18 protein-coding genes are annotated in these 21,106 nt (G+C 37.6%); all 18 read left to right on the top strand.

From position 1 onward, the window contains the following. Nucleotides 1–6 precede the first annotated feature (6 nt). Entirely contained in the window at nucleotides 7–759 is a 753-nt protein-coding gene (fliR, locus tag B6F02_RS06695; RefSeq protein WP_080146588.1) for a flagellar biosynthetic protein FliR, read from the top strand. Between the two features lie 41 nt (nucleotides 760–800). After that, complete coding sequence (flhB, locus tag B6F02_RS06690; protein WP_080146587.1) at nucleotides 801–1,868, top strand: flagellar biosynthesis protein FlhB; 1,068 nt, start codon at nucleotides 801–803, stop codon at nucleotides 1,866–1,868. A gap of 23 nt (nucleotides 1,869–1,891) precedes the next feature. After that, nucleotides 1,892–3,976 carry a flagellar biosynthesis protein FlhA gene (gene flhA / locus B6F02_RS06685; protein ID WP_372924830.1) on the top strand — a complete coding sequence of 695 codons (2,085 nt, stop codon included), beginning with the start codon at nucleotides 1,892–1,894 and terminating at the stop codon, nucleotides 3,974–3,976. A gap of 21 nt (nucleotides 3,977–3,997) precedes the next feature. Beyond that, nucleotides 3,998–4,714 (top strand): sigma-70 family RNA polymerase sigma factor, encoded by a 717-nt coding sequence (locus tag B6F02_RS06680; protein ID WP_080146586.1) that lies wholly within the window; start codon nucleotides 3,998–4,000, stop codon nucleotides 4,712–4,714. Next, on the top strand, nucleotides 4,695–5,474 hold the full coding sequence (locus B6F02_RS06675) for a flagellar hook-basal body complex protein (protein WP_218672170.1): 780 nt from the start codon (nucleotides 4,695–4,697) through the stop codon (nucleotides 5,472–5,474). Before B6F02_RS06680 ends, B6F02_RS06675 begins: the two co-directional genes overlap by 20 nt. Nucleotides 5,475–5,485: 11 nt before the next feature. Continuing rightward, complete coding sequence (locus B6F02_RS06670; protein WP_080146584.1) at nucleotides 5,486–6,268, top strand: flagellar hook-basal body protein; 783 nt, start codon at nucleotides 5,486–5,488, stop codon at nucleotides 6,266–6,268. Between the two features lie 53 nt (nucleotides 6,269–6,321). Next, nucleotides 6,322–7,038: a cell division ATP-binding protein FtsE gene (ftsE, locus tag B6F02_RS06665; RefSeq protein WP_080146583.1), complete on the top strand. Its 717-nt coding sequence runs from the start codon at nucleotides 6,322–6,324 to the stop codon at nucleotides 7,036–7,038. 893 nt (nucleotides 7,039–7,931) lie between these two features. After that, complete coding sequence (locus tag B6F02_RS06660) at nucleotides 7,932–9,458, top strand: methyl-accepting chemotaxis protein (protein WP_179128538.1); 1,527 nt, start codon at nucleotides 7,932–7,934, stop codon at nucleotides 9,456–9,458. A 64-nt stretch (nucleotides 9,459–9,522) separates the two neighbouring features. After that, nucleotides 9,523–11,319 (top strand): putative bifunctional diguanylate cyclase/phosphodiesterase, encoded by a 1,797-nt coding sequence (locus B6F02_RS06655; protein WP_080146581.1) that lies wholly within the window; start codon nucleotides 9,523–9,525, stop codon nucleotides 11,317–11,319. A 353-nt stretch (nucleotides 11,320–11,672) separates the two neighbouring features. Beyond that, nucleotides 11,673–13,427, top strand: a complete 1,755-nt coding sequence (locus tag B6F02_RS06650; protein WP_179128537.1) for a GGDEF domain-containing protein — start codon at nucleotides 11,673–11,675, stop codon at nucleotides 13,425–13,427. Beyond that, on the top strand, nucleotides 13,387–13,866 hold the full coding sequence (locus B6F02_RS06645) for a type IV pilus modification PilV family protein (RefSeq protein WP_080146579.1): 480 nt from the start codon (nucleotides 13,387–13,389) through the stop codon (nucleotides 13,864–13,866). The genes B6F02_RS06650 and B6F02_RS06645 overlap by 41 nt, the downstream gene beginning before the upstream one ends. After that, complete coding sequence (locus B6F02_RS06640; RefSeq protein WP_080146578.1) at nucleotides 13,856–14,293, top strand: prepilin-type N-terminal cleavage/methylation domain-containing protein; 438 nt, start codon at nucleotides 13,856–13,858, stop codon at nucleotides 14,291–14,293. Before B6F02_RS06645 ends, B6F02_RS06640 begins: the two co-directional genes overlap by 11 nt. A gap of 5 nt (nucleotides 14,294–14,298) precedes the next feature. Continuing rightward, on the top strand, nucleotides 14,299–15,831 hold the full coding sequence (locus B6F02_RS06635; RefSeq protein WP_080146577.1) for a pilus assembly PilX N-terminal domain-containing protein: 1,533 nt from the start codon (nucleotides 14,299–14,301) through the stop codon (nucleotides 15,829–15,831). Between the two features lie 21 nt (nucleotides 15,832–15,852). Next, a complete protein-coding gene (locus B6F02_RS06630; protein WP_080146576.1) occupies nucleotides 15,853–17,475 on the top strand; it encodes a GspE/PulE family protein in 1,623 nt (540 codons plus the stop codon). A gap of 20 nt (nucleotides 17,476–17,495) precedes the next feature. Next, nucleotides 17,496–18,527 (top strand): type IV pilus twitching motility protein PilT, encoded by a 1,032-nt coding sequence (locus B6F02_RS06625; RefSeq protein WP_218672169.1) that lies wholly within the window; start codon nucleotides 17,496–17,498, stop codon nucleotides 18,525–18,527. 23 nt (nucleotides 18,528–18,550) lie between these two features. Next, nucleotides 18,551–19,753: a type II secretion system F family protein gene (locus B6F02_RS06620; protein WP_080146574.1), complete on the top strand. Its 1,203-nt coding sequence runs from the start codon at nucleotides 18,551–18,553 to the stop codon at nucleotides 19,751–19,753. A gap of 114 nt (nucleotides 19,754–19,867) precedes the next feature. Beyond that, entirely contained in the window at nucleotides 19,868–20,221 is a 354-nt protein-coding gene (locus B6F02_RS06615; protein ID WP_080146573.1) for a prepilin-type N-terminal cleavage/methylation domain-containing protein, read from the top strand. 114 nt (nucleotides 20,222–20,335) lie between these two features. Then, nucleotides 20,336–21,091 (top strand): prepilin peptidase, encoded by a 756-nt coding sequence (locus tag B6F02_RS06610; protein ID WP_080146572.1) that lies wholly within the window; start codon nucleotides 20,336–20,338, stop codon nucleotides 21,089–21,091. Nucleotides 21,092–21,106 lie beyond the last annotated feature (15 nt).

The raw sequence follows: 21,106 nt of genomic DNA, 5'->3' as shown, positions 1-21,106 counted from the left end.
TTAAAAATGGAATCAGAATTACAGCATTTCTTATTGATTTTAATCAGAATCTCAACTTTTATCTCACTGAGTCCCGGTTTTTCCAATCGTGCTTTTCCAACCGCTGCAAAATTAGGTATTTCTTTGGCGTTATCGGTCATCGTTATGGGAAGCATCCCGCAGTTAAATGCATCACTGCCTATGGGGCTGTTTCTAGTTACCGGCATCAAGGAATTGCTGATTGGCATGGCATTAGCCTATATTACATTATTATTCTTTACAACAGTCGAAATTGCCGGAACTTTAGTCGACTTTCAAGTTGGATTTTCTATGGGACAAATTTATGATCCTTCACTTGGTGTCAGCGCATCAAACTTTGGGAGAATTTATTACTGGATTTCGATGGGCATATTTTTTATCGCGAATATTCATCATCACGTGATCAGAAGTTTAGTACAGTCCTTTGATTATATCCCGCTGGAGCAATTGTCATTTACATATATGGGTACAGAAGGAATCGTTCATCTTTTCAGTCATGTTTTCGAGCTGGCATTTAATCTGGCAGTTCCATTTATAATCGTAGCACTATTATCGGAACTGACTTTAGCGTTGATCTCCAGAACTGTTCCTCAAATCAATGTATTAATCTTAGGTATTCCAATGAAAATTTTGTTGAGTTTAGTTTTCATGTTTCTCTTTTTACCGATGTTGATGGAAAATATCGCAGAAGTATTCCCAGAGATGATCAAGTATTTGAATGAATTTATGCAGTCTATGTAATGTTGTAAAAAGTGATAATTTGTAGAAAGAGGTGAGGAAGATTGGCTGAAAAAGACGGTAAAACGGAAAAGCCCACCCCCAAGAAGCTGAGAGATGCTAGAAAAAAAGGGCAGGTACCTAAAAGCCAAGATTTATCCTCGGCCTTATCTTTTGTCACATTTGCGCTTGCTTTTACTGCGTTGACTACTTATGTTTTACAGCGAGCTTTTGTCATATTGCAGAATATGCTGAGAGGCGGATTCAAAATTCAAAACATAGAAAACGAATTAGGCAGTATCGGCACACAAGCTATGGGGTTCTTCTTCCTGCTGGCTGCACCTTTTCTTATCATTGCATTCCTATCTGCACTGATTGGAAATCTAGCACAAGTTGGATTTTTATTTACTGGAGAACCTTTGAAACCGAGTTTGAAGAAAATCAATCCAATATCCGGCTTTAAAAACATTTTTGGTAAGAAAGCAGTCTTCGGATTATTTAAAAACTTAGCAAAACTGGCTATTGTGGTTGGATTTACTCTTTACATATTATGGGATTCTGCATTAATGATCATGAATGCAGGAAGTGTAGGAACAGAACACATCTTTCCCTTAATGATCGGACTAGTTACGAAATTAGCTTTTGGATTGGCAGTCTTTTTAGCCATTCTAGGTGTTGGAGATTTCATATTCCAGCGGTACACACATAAAAAAGAATTAATGATGTCTATGCAGGAAATCAAAGATGAATACAAAGAAATGGAAGGCGATCCGCAGATGAAATCTCAGCGGAAAGCACGTTACCGTGAAATAATGAACGGGAAAGTTTCTGACGTAGATCAGGCGACGGTCGTTATTACCAATCCGACTCACTTTGCCATCGCGATCCGCTATGATCAAACGATCGATGAAGTGCCAGTTGTCTTAGCAAAAGGCCAAGATCACTTAGCACAAAGAATGAAAGAACGTGCTAAAGAACACGATATTCCGATGATTGAAAATCGACCGCTTGCCCGAGCATTGTATAAAGATGTGAATGCTGGAGATCCTGTCCCTATTGAGCTGTATGAAGCTATTGCAGAGATCTTAGCTTTGATCTTACAGGCAGAGAAACGTAAAAAACATAAAATCTAGATTAAAGAAGTAGGAGAATGATTATGAAGCAAGTGATGCCTTCAAGTAAAAAAGGAATCGGCAATTATTTAAATATCTTTATCGCCTTTATTGTTGTATCCATCATTGGCATTATTATGATTCCCATGCCGCCATTTATACTGGATGTGCTGCTGGTTGTTAATATATCATTAGCCATTACAATTTTAGTTTTATCTTTATTTACGCACTCTGTATTGGAGTTTCTAAGTTTCCCTACATTGTTGCTTATTACAACAATGTTTCGATTAGGACTGAATATCAGTTCTACCCGACTGATTCTTAGTGAAGGAGAAGCGGGTGAAGTCATTGAAACATTTGCTAACTTCGTTGCGGGTAACAACTACATTGTTGGAGCTGTAATCTTTATCATCATCGTACTTGTTCAGATGATGGTTGTAACCAATGGTGCTGGTCGAGTTTCTGAAGTATCCGCACGTTTTACATTGGATGCAATGCCAGGAAAGCAAATGGCCATTGATGCAGATTTAAACTCTGGCTTAATCAATGAGCAGCAAGCTAAAGAGAGAAGATCTAATTTAGAAAAAGAAGCTAACTTCTACGGCGCGATGGATGGAGCCAGTAAATTTGTTAAAGGTGATGCGATTGCAGGTTTGATCATTACAGCGATCAACTTGATCGGTGGGATATTGATCCACTCTTTCCAGGGCGGTTATTCGTTTACAGAAGCCATTGAGCACTTCGGCAGATTAACAATAGGGGATGGTCTGGTCAGCCAGATTCCGTCACTGCTCATTTCCGTCGCTTCCGGTATTTTGGTTACTAGAACATCCAACCAAAAAGGGTTCGGAGATACGATCAGCGGTGAGCTTTTCCATACACCGCAAGTACTGTATATCGTGTCTAGTTTGATGGTTGTGTTTGCGATTATTCCTGGTTTTCCATTTATTCCTTTTATTATCTTAGGTATTATTCTGGGCGTTTCCGGATACTTGGTCAGCGAAGGACAAAAACAAGAAGCAGCCGACAAAGCTAAACATCAGCAACAGGCTGAACAAAGTCAGCCGGTAGTAAAAGAGGAAGAGACAGTTTCCAGTTTTCAAGTCGACCGTATTGCCATCGAAATTGGCTATGGATTGATTCCGTTGGCAAATGAAGATCAAGATTCCAATCTGACAAATCAGATTGCAGCTGTACGTAAGCAGCTTTCGTACGAAAAAGGGATTCTGCTGAATCCTATACGCATACGAGATAATCTGCAAATGGGGCAGAATGAATATGTTATCAAAATAAAAGGAAATGTCATTGCTTCCGGAGAACTTTATACCGACCGTTTCTTAGTTGTTGAACCAGGCGGACCAGAGGAAGATTTCGAATTTGATGGTATTCCGGCCATTGAACCAGCTTTTGGACTAGACGCGCTTTGGGTAACAGACAAGAATAAAGAAATCGCCGAGCTGCACGATTTTACTGTTGTAGATCCTTTAACTGTATTGATTACACATCTTAAAGAAGTGATTAAGAGAAATGCACACGAGTTACTGGGCAGACAAGAAGTAAAAGAACTGTTAGAAGGAATCAAAGATCAGTATAATGTTGTTATTGATGAACTGATCCCAGATATTCTTCAATTAGGAGATGTGCAAAAAGTACTGCAGCACTTGCTGCAAGAAGATGTTGCGATTACTGACTTAGTAACGATATTAGAGACTTTAGCCGACTACGGCAATACTACAAAAGATCCTGAAACCCTTACAGAATACGTACGCCAGGCGCTTAAACGCTCTGTTATTAAGCCTCATTTAGATGAACAAGGCACCTTAAATGTTTTGACCATTCATCCAGATACTGAGGAAATTCTCAGCACTAGTATTCAAAAATCTTCTGCTGGATCCATTCCTGTACTGCAGCCGCAAGTTGTTACGAAGTTTTTTGACAGTATTAATCAGCAGCACACTGGTTTGACGGCTCAAGGTATCAGTCATGTCTTATTGACACCGCCTAAAATCAGACCGGCTGTTAAAAATCTCATTGCCTTCAACTTTCCTGAATTAGCGGTCGTTTCTTTGAACGAAGTACCTAACGACTGTCCAATCGAAACTGTTGGAATGATTGAGATCAAAGGATAATAAAGAAAGGGAGTCGTTCGTATGCAAGTAGAAGATCGTAATCAGACAATCATGCAGTATATGCCGCTTGTTCATAAAGTCGTTCATTCAATCAATGTAAAGAACAGGGACTATGACCATGAAGATATGGTAAATATTGGTGTGATTGGTCTGATGGATGCGTTGAATCGATATGATGAAACGCAGAAAGTTCCTTTTGAAAATTATGCTTATATTCGAATCAAAGGGGCAATAATCGACGAAGTTCGTAAAACATCAAGAGTCCCTCGCTCCAGAATGTCTAAGCTGAATGCATACTACAAAGCTAAAGAAGAACTGGAAGTGGAATTGAAACGGACACCGACAGAAAAAGAGATCTGCAGCAAACTCGGGTTAACGAAAAAAGACCTGGAAGGAATTCATGATACCGTTCATCATCTTGCTTATGTTTCATTAGATGAAGTGATAAATGTTGACTCTGATAATGAAGTAACCATGATGGACGCGATTGATGATCAGGATTCACTTTCAATGGATGAATCTATTTTAAAAAAGGAACAGTCTGGATATCTTTCAAAAGCCATTACAAAACTGGCAGAAAGAGAACAACAGATTTTGCAGCTCATTTACGTTGAGCGTTTGAGCATGAAAGAAATTTCCTATATATTTGATATAAGTATTCCAAGAGTCTCGCAGATTCATGGGAAAACTTTACTTAAACTTAGAACCATTTTGGAGAGTGACTACGCAAATGATTAGAGGAATCGATACATTATCCAGAAGCTTCAATGTATTATCTGAAAAACAAAAAAACCTTGCTTCCAACGCGGCAAATGTGACAACGCCTGGGTATAGAGCACAAAAGCTAGTGACCAGTGCGATGGAAGAAGTCGATGTACATAATTATACTAATGGTCCTGAGCTGAATCTCAGAAGAGAAACAGGACAAATCGTTTTCGGAAATCAACTTGATGAAGCCTATCTCAATCTTGAGAGCGGTGCAATTCAAGGAACTAATAGTCAGACTGATGTTGCATTAAGTGGAGATGGATTTTTCACGGTGCAAAGTCCAGCAGGTGAAACTTTTTATACAAGAAACGGTAATTTTTCTGTAAATGACCAGAATGAACTGGTTACACAAGAAGGATATAATGTGTTAGGGATCCTACCCGGCGGGGGAACTGCACCGATTACCGTTGATTCTACAAACTTTACAATTGATCAAAATGGATTTGTTCAGTCAGGACAAGATGCGCAGCAATTTTTATACATTACAAGCTTTGAAAATCAAGCTGATCTGACACACGTTGGTGACACGCTGTACCAAGGAGAAAATGGAACACCTGTAGGTACGGGATTCTCGGCTCGTCAAGGATATGTCGAGCAGTCAAATGTCGATATGGTCGACGTTATGTCGGATATGATGCAGATTTCCAGAGAATTCGAAGCAAATCAGAAAATGCTGCGGACAACAGATGAAACCTTACGTAGAGCAACACAAGAAATCGGAAGAGTATAGGAGCAGATAGAATGAGAATTCCTTACAGTATCAGTAAAAGCGGAATGAAAGCTCAGCAGCAGAAATTAGATGCCCTTGCGCATAATATTGCGAATGTCAATACTGCTGGGTTCAAACAAAAAAATGTCAGTTTCAGAGAGCTGCTAGTGAATGACATTACCGAACAAGACACACTTTTATCTGCGGAAGTGAATGCTGCTGGATTAAACCGCGGTGTACAGAGTTCAGTTAATGGTACTGACTTTTCTACTGGTTCCTTGATTGAATCAGCTGATAATCTATCACTGACTGTTAATGGAGAGGGCTTTTTCGGCGTTACAGACAATGCTGGAAATCTAGTACTGACAAAAGACGGGCAGTTTACTTTAGATGAAGGAAACCGACTGGTTAATAGACGCGGACAGTTAGTGAATGCAGATCTGACTGTTCCTAGAGAAGCTTGGCCGGAAGGTGAATTGACTGTTAGCAGTGAGGGAAACTTATTGGTCAAAACGACTGAGGGAGATGTTCAGGTTGGCAGAATTCCACTCTATACAGTTGAAAATCCGCAAGCCTTGATTCCGACCGGCGATAACAACTTTATGGTCAGCCCGGAACAACAAGCAACATTGACCAATTCTATTGATAATCCAGCTGCATTTGGAACGTTTATGTCAGGCGTTTATGAAGAATCGAATGTCGACTTGGCACAGTCTTTTACAGACATGATCATGACTCAACGGGCCTATTCCCTAAATGCCCAAGTCACTAGAAGTACCGACGAAATACAATCATTAATTAATCAATTCAGTTAACCTCTAGATAGGGAACTCCCTAGAAACGAACATAAAAGGACCATGGTGATGAAATGATCTCTTTAAATAAAGTTTCCAAAGTATTTAAAGATGGTACCAAAGCATTACAGCAAGTCTCTCTTGAAATAGAAGAAGGAGAGTTTGTTTACTTAAAAGGGAAAAGCGGATCTGGCAAAAGTACCTTGCTTAAAACCTTATATGGACAGGAAAAGGTTGTTTCTGGTCAGATCTATGTTGCTGATGTCCCAGTCCATACTACAAAGAGCAAAAAGCTTCATACTTTGCGACGCAAAATCGGTGTAGTTTTTCAAGACTTTCAGCTGTTGTCTTACCTGACGGTTTTTGAGAATATTGCCTATGTGCTGGAAGTCACTGGTGTTCCAAAAGAAGAAATCAGCGACAAAGTGATCCATGCATTGGACGTAGTGGGATTGAAGCATAAAATTTTTGAATATCCTAAGCAGTGCTCTGGTGGAGAACAGCAGCGAATTGCTATTGCCAGAGCAATCGTCCATGAACCTGTGATACTGTTAGCAGATGAGCCCACTGGTAATCTTGATCCAGCGAACGCTTACCAGATACTGAAGTTGCTCCATAAAATCAATCAAACCGGCACCACAGTCGTTATGGCGACACATGATCAGTCACTAGTGGATAAAATGCCCTCGCGAGTGATCGAAATGGAGTCAGGAATTTTAACAAAGGACCGAAGCAAAAGCCATACAATGCTTTTACTTAGTTCACGGATGGGTGAACAATACGTTTTATAGAAGAGAGTCAAAAAGCTTACGCTTTTTGGCTTTTTTTGTGCGCCCGGCGTGGCATGGTCGGAAAGTCTACTTTAGGGTTGTTAATAGGAATTATTAGCGAATGACAGAGGTGTCCGTCTTGAGACATAAAATGAAGTCGGATTTAAATACTCGTACTGACAAGACCTTTTATTTTATCAACTGGAGGAGCAAGAGAGATCAAGTAGCAAAAATAAGAGGCTCATTCTATGAACTGGAGGAGTAAGAGAGGTCGACTAGCAAGAATAAGAGGCTTATTCTATCAACTGGAGCAGCAAGAGAGATTAAGTAGCAAAAATAAGAGGCTTATTCTATCAACTGGAGCAGCAAAAGAGATCGAGTAGCAAAAATAAGTGCCTCATTCTATGAACTGGAAGAGCAAGAGAGATTAAGTAGCAAAAATAAGTGCCTCATTCTATCAACTGGAGCAGCAAGAGAGATCAAGTAGCAAGAATAAGAGGCTTATTCTATCAACTGGAGGAGTAATAGAGATCGAGTAGCAAGAATAAGAGGCTCATTATATTAACTAGAGGAGCAAAAGAGTCCAAATAGTGTATATTGCAAGAAGTTTATATATACTATGTACTTTTATCTTGCTACAAACATTCCGAAAAGACTCCGGTAATTGCTCCGCCATAAACCTTTCCTTTTTGATATCCCAAGTAAATATTGAAATGGCATAGAATAAGAGTAGTTATATATAACTAATTTTGATCGGTACAGATTCGTCCTAGATTAACATGCTTATGGTCTGTACACTTTCATAAAATAAATCTCTTTACATTTATTTCTATTAAAAAAATCTAGTTATCTATTAAAAGGTGACTAGTCATTCCGATAATATGAGTTGTAGTAGAATTATAGGAGGTTATTTTATGGAAAAGTCAAAAGACATTTCAGTTAAACAGTTGTTTAATGCAAATGTAACAGATATCATTACATATTTTATTATAGGTTTAGTGCTGGTCACTTATCCGTTCTTTTATTTTTATCAACCAGAATCAGTGTTAGGGCAAAATTCTATATGGATTTACATAGCTTCAAGTTTAGTTGTTGCAGTATTACTCTTCGTCGTACATAAAGGGGTAAGATTAAAGACATATTACCCGATACTAACCATGATACTGATTTATCTGCTCCCAATCATCCTTTATACAACGATTTCTTACGTAACAGCTTATTTTGCACTAGTCGTTTGTTTAGTGCTCTATACGATTTATTTAGATCGTCAATACTTCATCGTTCCGGCATCCATTGGCTTGATTGAATTGATTATTCTGACAATCTTACAGTGGAATTCAGAGGATGGAGTTTCTACGCTAAGCGCTTTCGTTTTCTTTTATCTTGTAGTAGGTTCACTGGGTTATTTGATTATCTGGCATGGTAAGAAAGTCATTACAAATTTCAACCTTTCACTTGCTGGTCAGTCTGCTGAGTTAGAGAAAATTATTTCAACCTCTAAATTAACTGTAAAAAATCTTCAAGATGGCTCTTCAGTGTTGCATGATACAAGCTCTTCCATTGTAAATGCCTCTCAAGAAATTGTAAGTGCCATTGACGACATTGCGACGTCTACAACGGCACAGGCAGAACACACTGAAAGCGGCGCAGAAAATATCTCAAGATTAGGTAAATTACTGAAAGATCATGCTGACCATATCGCAGCATTGACGAATGAAACAACACACGCCAGTGAGCTTAAAAATTCAAGCTTGAAAAATCTACTGTCACTGACGAATAGTACTCATGAAAGCATTAAATCAATTACAGAGATTGAAAAGATGATTCGTTTGACTTCAGATTCAGTAGATAAAATCGAAAATGCCAGCAGTCAGATTGCCAGCATCTCTGAACAAACGGATCTATTGGCATTAAATGCGTCTATTGAAGCGGCTAGAGCAGGCGAAGAAGGAAAAGGATTCGCAGTTGTTGCTGAAGAAATTCGAAAACTGGCCGAACAATCTAGAACTTTTAATGAAGAGATTGCCGAAGTCATCCTAAACTTGATGACACAGACAAAAGGTGCAGTAAACGCTGTAGAGAACGTTCAGGATATTACTACAAAACAGCAGCAGAACTTGGAAAATACAAACGAACAATTCGATTTTCTTTCAATTGCGTTCAGTAAAGTGGAAGAAGTTATTGGACAAGTCTCCGAAACAGAAAGAAAAATGAAAGGAAAAACAGAAGAAATGATTGATATCATGAACAACCTTTCCGTTTCTTCTGAAGAAAATGCATCAACCATAGAAGAGTTGTCTGCAACGATCGTGACAACAAATGAAGACATTGAACACCTCTTTACAGAAGTGAAATCTATTAATAAGCATATTCGAACTTTAGAAAAAGTTGTCTTATTCAGCAACTATAAGGAGAGCTTGAGCTCTATTGCTAAAGAATAAGTTAGTTTTAACAACGTCAGCAAGCTTTCTTCTATTAGAAAGCCACAAAGGAGTATGAAGCACAATGTCTACATTATCAATATATCTTGCGATCCCTGTTGTAAATGAAATAGTCTATTATAGTTGGCTTGTCATCTTAGCCCTTTCGTTAGTAAGTGTATTGTTTTACTTCAGAGGAAAATTGAATGAAAAAACAATTGAACTTGTAAACATTTCAAAAGAAAAGGAAAACTTTGAATCGGTCTTCGATACAGATACTTCCTTTGTTTGGGAAATGGATAAAGATAAAAAAAGCCTTTCTGCATCTCAGGGTGTTTGCAAAGTGTTGAAGTATGATGAAAAAAAGTATCCATCATTGTTGAACCTTTGGAAAGAGTGTATATATCCAGAGGATCTGCCTGCTTTCTTGGAATTTGTAGATGAACTGGAATACCGCAAAGGCAAACCACAAGAATTCAGAATTCTCGACGGTGAAGGAAATGTCATGTGGCTTGAAACATACGTCAACGTGGTGAATGATTTAGATGGTCAAATTCTTAAATTTGTTGGAACAGCTGTCAATGTGACCCATCGAAAGCTGGAAGAGCAGAAAATCCGCGAAAACAGCTATTATGATCAATTGACCAGTTTGCCGAATCGGAAAATGTTTTATCGTCATTTCAGAGAACAAGTACAGCTTGAAGAAAAAGAAATGTCTGTCATTGTATTGGATATTGACCGATTCAAAGTTATTAATGAATTATACGGAAGAGAATCTGGAGACAAAGTTCTGGAGATGGTTGCAGAAAAACTGCAGCTTCTCCTTGGAGAGCAGACGTTTATAGCCAGAGAAAGTGAAGACGAATTTTTGATATTACTAGAAACGGCAAATGAAAAACGAACAAAACTAATTGCCGAGAAAATCATGAGTATCTTCAAAAAGCCATTAAATATTGACAATCAATTATTTTATCTCACGATCAGCATGGGAATCAGTCTTTATCCAGAAACGGCTCAGGATATTTTAGCGCTCTACCAGCAGGCAGAAATTGCTATGTATAAGGTAAAAGAGACTGGGAAAAATAATTATCATGTCTTTATGACAGATGACGCAGCTTCGATTGAACGAAAAAGAAGAATTGAATTTGGATTAAAAGAAGCTTTAACTAGAAATGAACTCTATCTAGTGTATCAACCGAAAGTAGATTTAAGTACAGGAAAATCATATGCAACAGAAGCACTGATTCGCTGGAAGCATCCGCTTTTAGGAGAAGTTTCTCCAGGAGAATTCATTCCTATTGCAGAAGAATCTGGTATTATCAGTGACATCGGATATTGGGTTGTTTATGAAGCGATACGGCAGAACAAAATCTGGCATAATGCTGGAATCCTGTTACAAGTTGCAGTTAATGTTTCTGCTTTACAGTATGAGGATCCGTTTTTTGTAGAAAGAATCCGACAAACGCTGCTGCATCATAATATGGAGGCCAAATATTTTATTATTGAGATTACAGAGAGTGTAATGCAGAATGCAGAACAATCCAACCGAGTTATTAAAGAGCTCCATGATCTCGGTGTACAAGTTGCTATTGATGACTTTGGTACAGGGTATTCTTCTTTAAGTGTATTAAATAATGTTTTTATAGATATTGTAAAAATCGATAAATCTTTTATTGACGGTATTATGACCAAGGTAAATACTGCTTCATTGGTTAAAACAATGATTCAGATGGGGAAAAGCCTGAAATTCCATATTGTAGCTGAAGGAATCGAAACAGAAGGACAAGCTGAATTTTTAAAAGAAAATGACTGCTCCTACGGCCAAGGCTATCTTTTCAGCAAGCCGTTAAGACCTGAAGAGATTCCAGCAAAAATCGCTTGAATAGACCGAAAGACCAACTGAACTTACTAATCAGATGATTCGAAAAGACTTTATCTGATTAGTAATTTTTCGCTGGTCTTTTTTTAGTAATTTGTGACGAAAAATAGTATGAAAATTCACATTTCTTTTTAATAAATAAACGCTCTCTAATTAGCACCGGGTTAACAAGATGAAGTGTTATTTAAATAAAGATAGACAATTGTTATCTTATAACCACAATGATTAATTATCAATATTTTAACGATTTACGAATGGATAATTATATTATATTGACATCAATATTTAATAAAGATAGACTTACAAAAGAAGATGTTCTGCTAAAAAAATCATATCATCTAGAAAGTAGGAGAAAAATGTTATCCATAAAAAAACAGTATGTGACTTGGTTCGTATGGACCATTATTTCTCCGCTGCTTTTCTTACTGACTTTTAATGAGACTGCTGAAATAGAACTATTTTCTAATCTAGCTTTCTACGTATTGATCATTTTAGGTGTCGTTGTAGCCCTATTTCCTATAAATTTTAAGGGTGCTACGATTTTTCTAATAAATAGTGTCAGCTTAGCAGCGTTTATTATTTTCGGATTATTTGCTGAAATGACAGTAACGGTTGTAGCTACCTTAGCGATTCTTATAAGAATCAAGGTGTCAAAAGAAGAACTTTATCGTATTCCCATTAATCTATTGATGTTTCAAATGACATCCGTTCTTTCCGCACTCGCTTATTATCTAGTAGAAGATAGGTTTGTATCAATCTGGGGATTTCAAATCAGCTTGACGTCTTTAACGATTTACTTCATTACATATGTCACGCTGAATAGAGTTATTCTTTACTTAGTAGAAACGAAATGGCAGAAAAAAGACTATGGAAAGCTGTTCGGTTACGAGTACTTCTTTTCTATATTTTCCTGCGTTTATGTGATACCTATAGCTTTAACGATCAATTATTTACATGTCCTTTATGATGTACCGGGTATAGTGATTGCAACTTTACCTTTAATTGCTTTCTCCGTTTTATTTAAACTCTATTTTTTAAGTGATTCTCAAAATTTTTACCTTGCTGAAATCAATAAACTAGCAGGTAAAATGACTGGAATATATACACAGGAAGAAATTATCAGTTTGTATCTGGATTCCTGGGTCGATATCTTTCCTGCAGATACGATTTATTATTATTCAGTAGATGAAAAACAGATGCTGACAAAAATATATCAGTATCATGATCGACTGCCTGTCAAAGAGAATAAACTAACTGATCCTTTAACCAATCATACAGTTTTGGAAAAAGCTTGGAGAGAAGATGAGATTCTATCTTTCGGCACTGCTAAAGAGCGGGCTCAACTTTTATTACCCGAACTGATCTACCCTGCAGAGAGTATGCTGGTCTTACCAGTGAAACGTGCACATAAAGTGATCGGTCTTTTAGTAATGACGGATCCAAAAAGACATGTATACACAAAAAATATCATGACAATGGTACCGATTCTCCACAGTTACTTTAATATAGCCCTGGAAAACGCAAATAATTTTGAAGAGTTGCAGACTAATAGCCGTACCGACCATCTTACAGGCTTATCCAATATGCGTTCATTTGAAGATTATTTAAATTTAACACATCAATCCAAACCAGAATCAAATTTATCTATTATTATCATAGATTTGGATCATTTTAAAAAGATTAACGATACTTATGGACACCAAGCAGGAAACGAACTGCTGAAGCAAGTGGCTATTCTATTAAACACTTTTGTTTATGAAGATGAGCGATTAGCTAGATATGGGGGAGAAGAATTTATCTTTTTCGTTCCGAATCTGAAATTATTAGAAACACTTGCCTTAGCTGAAAGCATTCGAAAAAAGATTGAGGAAACTGATTTTAATACGCACAACTATCTGGCTGATCGTGAATTAGTAACTCTAAATATTACTGCTAGTATAGGATTTGCGACCTATCCAGAACAATGCGAAAATGTGAAAGATTTGATGACGATGGCTGACAGAGCAATGTACGTTGGATCTAAACAAAAAGGTCGCAATCGTGTTGCTTCATTATATGAAGGAGAATCCGATGAAACTGAAGAGGATTTTGCACCAGAGACGGTTTTTTAAAAAAGAGGATGGAGCTGCGCTGATTGAACTAATAGCAGCGATTGCCATTCTTTCACTTGTTGTAACTTCTTTTCTAGCTTATTTTATTCAATCAGCACAAACTACAAAGTCATCTGAAGAGGTCATTGATGCAACTTATCTGGCGCAACAGGAGATGGAAAACCTTTACTCTATTTCTCAAGATCAGACCAGGGAAGAAGTGCTTAATAAATTAAGAGATGAGTACGGCTATACTGAAACCGCTGATCCTAAAAAAACTTCCCTTTCGAGAACTTTAAATGGAGTAAATTTCACTCTGGAAATCATAGGAGAAGACAACACCAATGCGTCGGCTTCGGAAATGGTACATTATTTATTAATTGGAAAACGCGATGGAAAAACAGAAATTCAACTAGAAACAGTTCTTTCTCTTAAAAGGGGGAACCCTGATGCTCCGTAGGTTGAAGGAATCAGAGAAGGGCTTTACGTTAGTAGAGTTATTAGCAGTATTGGCGATTTTGTCATTAGTCATTTTATTAGCCGGTTCAATTCACTTATTTGGTCAAAAACAATTCGCTGAACAGACAGCTCAAGTAGAAACAGTCAATGATGTTCGGTACATCTTGGCTTCTATTGAAAAAGATATTCGTCAAACAAAACCAGAAGAAGTAAAAAAAGATAAAGATAAACTGGTGACAGGAAGTTCAACATATTATAAATCTCGAAATGGGACTACTTTGTTTAAAGATTCCTTAGTGCTCAGTGACAAAATTAAAACGTTTGAAGCGACAGTCAATCAAGATTCAGTAGAGATAAAAATAACCAGCACTGCTGATTCAAATTCAGAAGCCACAGAACTCTCAACGACGATCTATTTCAGGAGGTAAGTCAGTTGAACAGCAAACGATCATTTAAAAGGATCATTAAACAAGAAAATGGTTCAGGACTTGTCTTGACTTTGATGGTATTAATGGTTTTGTCGGTGCTTGGAGCAGCGTTAGCGACCGTAACAATCGGCAGTTACAGATCGACAGCGAATAACAGAAACTACGTATCTGCTTATTATGTGGCGGAGGCTGGACTGAATCAGGCTTATGAAGAAATAAAAACAGCTGTCAAAGATGCATACGAGCTGAACGATGATCAAGAAGCCTATTTTACAACAATTAATTCTTTTTTGAACTCAAAAAGTGGTGCATCTGTTAATGATTTCAAAAGTCAATTTGGTGAGAATCCAAAAGCTGAAATTAAAATTGAAACGACAACCGGTGGTAATCCCAGAGAGTATAAGCTGATCTCTACTGGAAAAATCGGTCAAGCGACTAGAGAAATCAGTAAAATTTTTACAGTTGAATATAAGAACAAGAACAGTGGTGGCACACTACCAGATTTTCCTGACAATGCCGTTGCTCTTATAAAAAGCAAAATGGATATTTTAAGTGGAAATATTATAGGAGACCTTTACCTAGAAACTGTTAATCCTAAAACCATAAATTTGGGTTGGGGTAACTATAAGAAAAGTTCATTGTATCTTAAACCAGAAGCTGTTTTTTCTGAAATGGCTACACTTCCAAATCAATGGTATAAAGTTGACAGTGAGGGACCATACCCTAAAGTATCTAACCTAGAGTTTGATTGGAATCAGCTAGATAGAACCATCGCGAATTTTCCAGAATTTAAAGATTACTCAGTACCCTCGGATATAACTATTTATCAAGCACCTAATGATCCTTATAATAAAGATCATCATAACCTTATAGAGAACGGAAATCTTTATGTTACTGATGATTTAGTAAAAACCCACTTTGATAATTTACTTTTGGAACAAAATGTTTCTTTTAAAAATATTACTTTCACTAATGAATATCCTTTAAATATTGATACAAATGGACGGGATATAATCATCAGTGTCAACAATTTAGACATTTCGAACGGTATATTAAACATCATAGGTTCCGGGAAAGTTTCAATACATGTGAAAAACAGACTAACATTTGGGGCTGGGACACAAGTCAATATGAATGGAACAGTAGATCAACTTAAAATCTTTTATAAGGGAGATAATCCTTTAAAAATGTCAGGTGGACAATCTTTAAAAGGGACATTGTTTAATTTAAAATCTGATCTTACTCTCACAGGAGGTGCTAAAGTTGACGGAATAGTAATCAGTGGAGGGAAAAATGTAAGCTTTGATGGTGGTACTTATTCTAATGCATTTGTAATGGCTCCATATGCAAATGTTAGTTTAGATAGTGGCGCTAAAGTTACGGGTTCTTTAGTTGGTGAAACCTTAAAAATGGATGGTGGAGCAAGTTTAGAATATCTAAATCTTCCTACTGATTTTGAAATTGAGCTAGACACTGATAATAGCGATCAAAATATTGATCTTATTACGGGAGATCCGTCAATTGAAGTCAACGATTAAGTAACAGATTGGAGTGAGAAAATGGTGATTCAAAAAAGAAAAAAACTCGGAGATCTACTGAAAGATGCTGGACTGATCACTGAGGCCGAAATCGTAGAGGCGATTGAACATAAAAAGCCGAATCAGAAGCTCGGGGATGCTTTGGTTGAACAAGACTACATTACAGAAAAAGAATTACTGGATGTATTAGAAATTCAATTAAAGCTGGAGAGTATTTCTTTATATCAATATCCTATCGATATTGACTTGATTGAATTGATTTCCAAAGAGTTTGCTCGCGATAATGTGTTGCTGCCCATCAAGCAAGAGGGTCATCGATTAGTTGTTGCAATGCAAGATCCACTAGACTTTTACGCGATTGAAGATCTTGAGCTATCCACTGGATTTACTGTAAAACCGGTTATCGCAACTAGAGACGATATTTTACAAACCATTAATCACCTATATGACAATGATGAGACTAGTGATATAGCTTCTGAAGATTATAGTGCTTCTGCTGTAAAAATCCTTGACCAGATATTAGAAGCTGGCGTTACCATGCACGCGTCCGATATTCATTTGGATCAGACTGAGACTCTAGTCAATGTGCGTTACCGAGTAGATGGTACGCTTAGAAACGAACGGTCTTTACCAAAGTCGGCAATGAATTCCCTGATTGCAAGAATCAAAATTCTTGCTGGGTTAAATATTACAGAGAGTCGACTGCCGCAAGATGGGCGAATCAGTATGACGATCATGGATAAGGCCATCAACCTTAGAATCTCTACTTTACCTACGGTTTATGGTGAAAAAATCGTTATGCGGATACTAGACTTGACGAATGTATTAAAGAAACTAACAGATTTAGACTTATCAGATCAGACGCTGGAACAGTACGAAAAAATCATTAAAGAACCGTCTGGGTTGATACTGATTACTGGTCCTACAGGTTCAGGAAAATCTACAACGCTTTATGGTTCTATCAATGAGTTGAACAATGCCAATGTCAACATTGTCACGGTTGAAGATCCGGTTGAGTATCAGCTGGAAGGCATCAACCAAGTTCAAGTTAACGCACCTATCGGGTTAACCTTTGCTGCTGGATTACGTTCGATTTTGAGACAAGATCCGAATATCATCATGGTTGGTGAGATTAGAGATAGAGAAACGGCTGATATCAGTATTCGAGCGTCACTGACCGGTCACTTGGTTTTCAGTACTTTGCATACGAATAGTGCGATCGAAGCAATTCCCAGATTATTCGATATGGGAATTGAACCTTATCTAGTTGTTTCCTCCTTATCAGGAATTATGGCACAGCGTTTAGTAAAAAAAGTATGTAAAGACTGTCAGCATACAAGACCTGCTACTCAGATAGAAAAAGAAATTTTTGAAAAACGCGGTAAAACCATTGACGAATTAACGTTAGGAAGAGGCTGCAGTCGCTGCCGATTTACAGGTTACCGAGGAAGAATGGCTATCCACGAATTAATTGTCATGGACTCAGAAGTGAAAAAAATGATGATGAATCATTCAACCGTTCAAGACATTAAAGCGTATGTAAAAGAAAAAGGAATTCCATTCTTGATAGATGATGGTTTAAATAAGGTCGAAAAAGGATATACAACGATTGAAGAAGTACTAAGAGTTGCTACAGCTGATTAATTGAGAACATGAGGGATACTGTGGAAAATTTACATGCATTATTAACGTCTGCTTATTACAAAGAGGCATCCGACATTCATCTGACCGCTGGATCAGAACCCGTTTTTAGAATTGACGGGAAACTGATTCCGCAAAAAACAGAGAAAGTACTGATGCCGGACGAATTAAGAGAAATTGTACAATCGATTTTATCTGAACCGTTATGGGAAGAACTAGAACGAAAAAGAGAAGTGGATTTATCATATGGAGTCAATGGCATTTCCCGATTCCGAGTCAACGTTTTTTACCAGAGAAATGCTTTATCCATTGCCTTCAGAATAATCTCGAAAAATATTCCTTCTTTAGATGATCTGGAGCTGCCGAATATTTTAAAGGATATTGCAAAAAATCCTCATGGACTGATTTTGGTCACAGGACCGACAGGAAGCGGTAAGAGCACCTCGCTAGCTGCTATGATTGATTACATGAATCAGAATATGAATCGGCATATTATTACACTTGAGGATCCAATCGAATACCTGCATTCGCATAATCAGTCGATCATTGTCCAAAGAGAAATCGGATTCGATACACTCTCGTTTAAAGATGGATTGAGAGCCAGCTTAAGACAAGATCCTGATGTCATTTTAGTGGGAGAACTAAGAGATCTAGAAACGATCTCTACAGCGATCACTGCAGCTGAGACTGGGCACTTAGTGTTAGGAACCTTGCATACGCAAGATGCGGCTAGTACGATTGACCGAATTATCGATGTGTTTCCTTCGCATCAAAGAGATCAAACCAGAACGTTGCTGGCCAATATTTTAGTGGGCATTCTGTCGCAGAGACTGTTCCCTAAAGCAAAAGGAACAGGACGTGTCGCTTGTACAGAAATGCTGATCAATAATGCAGCAATTAAAAACTTGATCCGCAGTGAAAAAATGCATCAAATCCCAAATACACTGCAGACTTCCAGAGATCAGGGCATGCACACGATGGAAATGGATATGAAACAAAAAGCTCAAGACGGCATCATCAATGCTGTTGAATTGATTCCGTACACGACTGTCTAAGGGAAAGCAGGTGACTTCAAGCTATGACAATGTATGCCTACAAGGCTAGAAATACGGAAGGCAAAATCGTAAAGGGTAAAATCGAAAGTCCCAATGAAAGAGAAGCTGTCTTAGAATTAGAGCAGCTGAGTTTGATCGTTTTTCAGCTAAACACCTTGAATACCGCTCTATATAAAGATATTTATATAGGAAAACCAGTAAAATCAAAAGATTTTGTTTTGTTTCTGCGCCAATTCTCTACTTTGATCGAGTCAGGGATCTTGTTACTCGATGCATTAGAAATTTTGTCCAACCAGCTGGATAATAAGTATCTCAAAGATGCTTTGGAGACGATTGCATTGCAAGTAAGAGAAGGAATTGCACTTTCAGATGCTATGTCTAAATATCCGGCTATTTTCCCGGAATTATTAATTAACATGATCAAGTCAGGAGAAGCTAGTGGCCGTCTGGATGATGTGTTGAAAAATATGGCGAATTATTATGAGAAACAGCATCGCTTAAAACAAAAAGTGTCTACTGCTTTGACTTATCCGGCTGTTGTAGGAACCATGGCCATACTAATAACGGTTTTTTTGCTGGTCTTCATTGTCCCGATTTTCGCAGACATGTTTACCAGTTTTGGCGAAGAACTGCCTGCTTACACTCAAATGGTGTTAAATCTCAGCCAAGTCGTTCAGCAATTCTGGTGGATGATTCTGATCGCTGTATTCTTACTTTACTATCTGTTCAAAGAACTTAGGAAACGAGAGCAGACTTCCTTTCTAATCGATGGAGTGCTGCTGAGAATTCCAGTAGTTGGTATGTTTATCCAGAAATCGATTCTAGCCAGGATGACACAGACATTAAGCTCGCTTTTGAATAGTTCAGTCCCTATCCTGCAAGCGGTCGACATCACAACGAACGTAATGAACAATCGAGTCGTAAAAAAGGTGCTTCAAGAAAGCAAACAATCTCTAGAACGAGGTGAGTCTCTAGCAGCACCAATGAAAAATCACTGGATGTTTCCAGATCTGATTACACAAATGATCAATGTAGGCGAATCGAGTGGGGCTTTGGATGAAATGCTGCATAAAGTCGCAGAAGTTTATGACCAAGAACTTGAAGAGGCTTCCGACAAACTGCAGTCACTGATCGAACCGATTTTGATCGTATTCTTGGCAGCAATTGTTGGAGCCATCGTTCTTTCCATCATCATCCCAATGTTCTCGCTTTTTGAGACATTTTAGGATCAATTTCTTGAAAGGGGGAATAAGTATAAGGATTATCAGAGGCAATACCAAAGTTCATATGCAATCGTGCATATAAAACGAAACAGCTATTATACTAGGAGGAAGAAAAACATGAGAAACCAAATCAAAAAAATGATGAAAAAAGAAAACGGATTTACCTTAGTTGAGTTGCTTGCGGTATTGGCAATCTTAGCGATTATTGTGGCTATTGCCGTTCCTGCAATTGGAAACATTATGGATACTGCTAAAAAAAGTGCTGAATCTTCAGAAGAACAATTAGTTATTGATGCAGCAAGACTTTATGATGTAGAAAAAGATATTCCTGAAGGCGGTGTTTTAATTTCTGATTTGATTAAAGATGGTTACTTAGAAGGGTTGTCAGACGATTCTAAAATTAAAAAAGATCAAAAAGTAGAAGTTTTAAAAGATGCTACTACAGGTGAAATTAATTACGATATAAAATAACACTACTTTATACCGAGAGATAATATTAAGTGGAAATAATTGAAATATAGTTAAAACTAATTATGAAATTTTAAGAAAGGTCTATCTGACCTTTCTCTACATAGGAGAAATAAAATGGAATGGTTTATTGGGGTCATCTTTTTTATATACGGAATCGTTTTAGGGTCTTTTTATAATGTTGTCGGGCTAAGAGTTCCGAACGGTACATTTTTAAAGGAGAAGCAGTCTTACTGCTATACTTGTCAGCGTACCTTGAGTTGGAAAGAATTGATTCCGGTTTATTCTTTTGCAGCTCAAAAAGGAAAGTGCAGAGGGTGCGGAGAGTCTATTTCTTTTATCTACCCAATGATCGAACTGCTTACTGGTATATTATTCGTCGTCTCTTATATGATATTCGGGTTGACGATTCAAACGGCTTTCAGTTTAGTGGTGGTTTCCATGATTATGATCATAACCGTTTCAGACATAGCGTATCAAAAGATTCCAAATAAACTGTTACTGATTTTTTTACCCATCTTATTCATATTGAAATGTTTCATTCCAGGTACTGACTGGCTTTCTTCTTTAATTGGAGCTGGACTGGCTTTTCTTCTGCTAGCTGTTATTATCTTTGGAACAAAAGGCGGAATGGGCATGGGGGATTTAAAATACTTTATGCTTTTTGGCTTTCTATTCGGGTGGCCGCTTTTTTTCTTGTTGTTTTTCTTATCAACGATTTACGGTGCATTGATCAATGGCTTATTATTGGCCGGAGGAAAAGTGACTCGTAAAACAAAGGTCCCATTCGGTCCTTATATTGGGGCTGCCGCGCTGACTGTTTTATTTTTCGGTCCATCGATTCTTGAGTGGTACTGGTCGTTTTATCGTTAAGGTTCGTTCACTAAA

Origin of the sequence: Marinilactibacillus piezotolerans (assembly GCF_900169305.1) — a bacterium.
Taxonomy (GTDB): domain Bacteria; phylum Bacillota; class Bacilli; order Lactobacillales; family Carnobacteriaceae_A; genus Marinilactibacillus; species Marinilactibacillus piezotolerans_A.
The sequence above is the reverse complement of the archived record's forward strand: the minus strand, read 5'-3'. Positions and strand labels throughout refer to the sequence as shown.

Excerpts from the sequence above, each read along its gene's own strand:
- fliR (WP_080146588.1), top strand. The coding sequence starts at position 7 with ATGGAATCAGAATTACAGCATTTCTTATTGATTTTAATCAGAATCTCA.
- flhA (WP_372924830.1), top strand. The coding sequence starts at position 1,892 with ATGAAGCAAGTGATGCCTTCAAGTAAAAAAGGAATCGGCAATTATTTA.
- B6F02_RS06680 (WP_080146586.1), top strand. The coding sequence starts at position 3,998 with ATGCAAGTAGAAGATCGTAATCAGACAATCATGCAGTATATGCCGCTT.
- B6F02_RS06670 (WP_080146584.1), top strand. The coding sequence starts at position 5,486 with ATGAGAATTCCTTACAGTATCAGTAAAAGCGGAATGAAAGCTCAGCAG.
- ftsE (WP_080146583.1), top strand. The coding sequence starts at position 6,322 with ATGATCTCTTTAAATAAAGTTTCCAAAGTATTTAAAGATGGTACCAAA.
- B6F02_RS06660 (WP_179128538.1), top strand. The coding sequence starts at position 7,932 with ATGGAAAAGTCAAAAGACATTTCAGTTAAACAGTTGTTTAATGCAAAT.
- B6F02_RS06655 (WP_080146581.1), top strand. The coding sequence starts at position 9,523 with ATGTCTACATTATCAATATATCTTGCGATCCCTGTTGTAAATGAAATA.
- B6F02_RS06650 (WP_179128537.1), top strand. The coding sequence starts at position 11,673 with ATGTTATCCATAAAAAAACAGTATGTGACTTGGTTCGTATGGACCATT.
- B6F02_RS06645 (WP_080146579.1), top strand. The coding sequence starts at position 13,387 with ATGAAACTGAAGAGGATTTTGCACCAGAGACGGTTTTTTAAAAAAGAG.
- B6F02_RS06640 (WP_080146578.1), top strand. The coding sequence starts at position 13,856 with ATGCTCCGTAGGTTGAAGGAATCAGAGAAGGGCTTTACGTTAGTAGAG.
- B6F02_RS06630 (WP_080146576.1), top strand. The coding sequence starts at position 15,853 with ATGGTGATTCAAAAAAGAAAAAAACTCGGAGATCTACTGAAAGATGCT.
- B6F02_RS06620 (WP_080146574.1), top strand. The coding sequence starts at position 18,551 with ATGACAATGTATGCCTACAAGGCTAGAAATACGGAAGGCAAAATCGTA.
- B6F02_RS06615 (WP_080146573.1), top strand. The coding sequence starts at position 19,868 with ATGAGAAACCAAATCAAAAAAATGATGAAAAAAGAAAACGGATTTACC.
- B6F02_RS06610 (WP_080146572.1), top strand. The coding sequence starts at position 20,336 with ATGGAATGGTTTATTGGGGTCATCTTTTTTATATACGGAATCGTTTTA.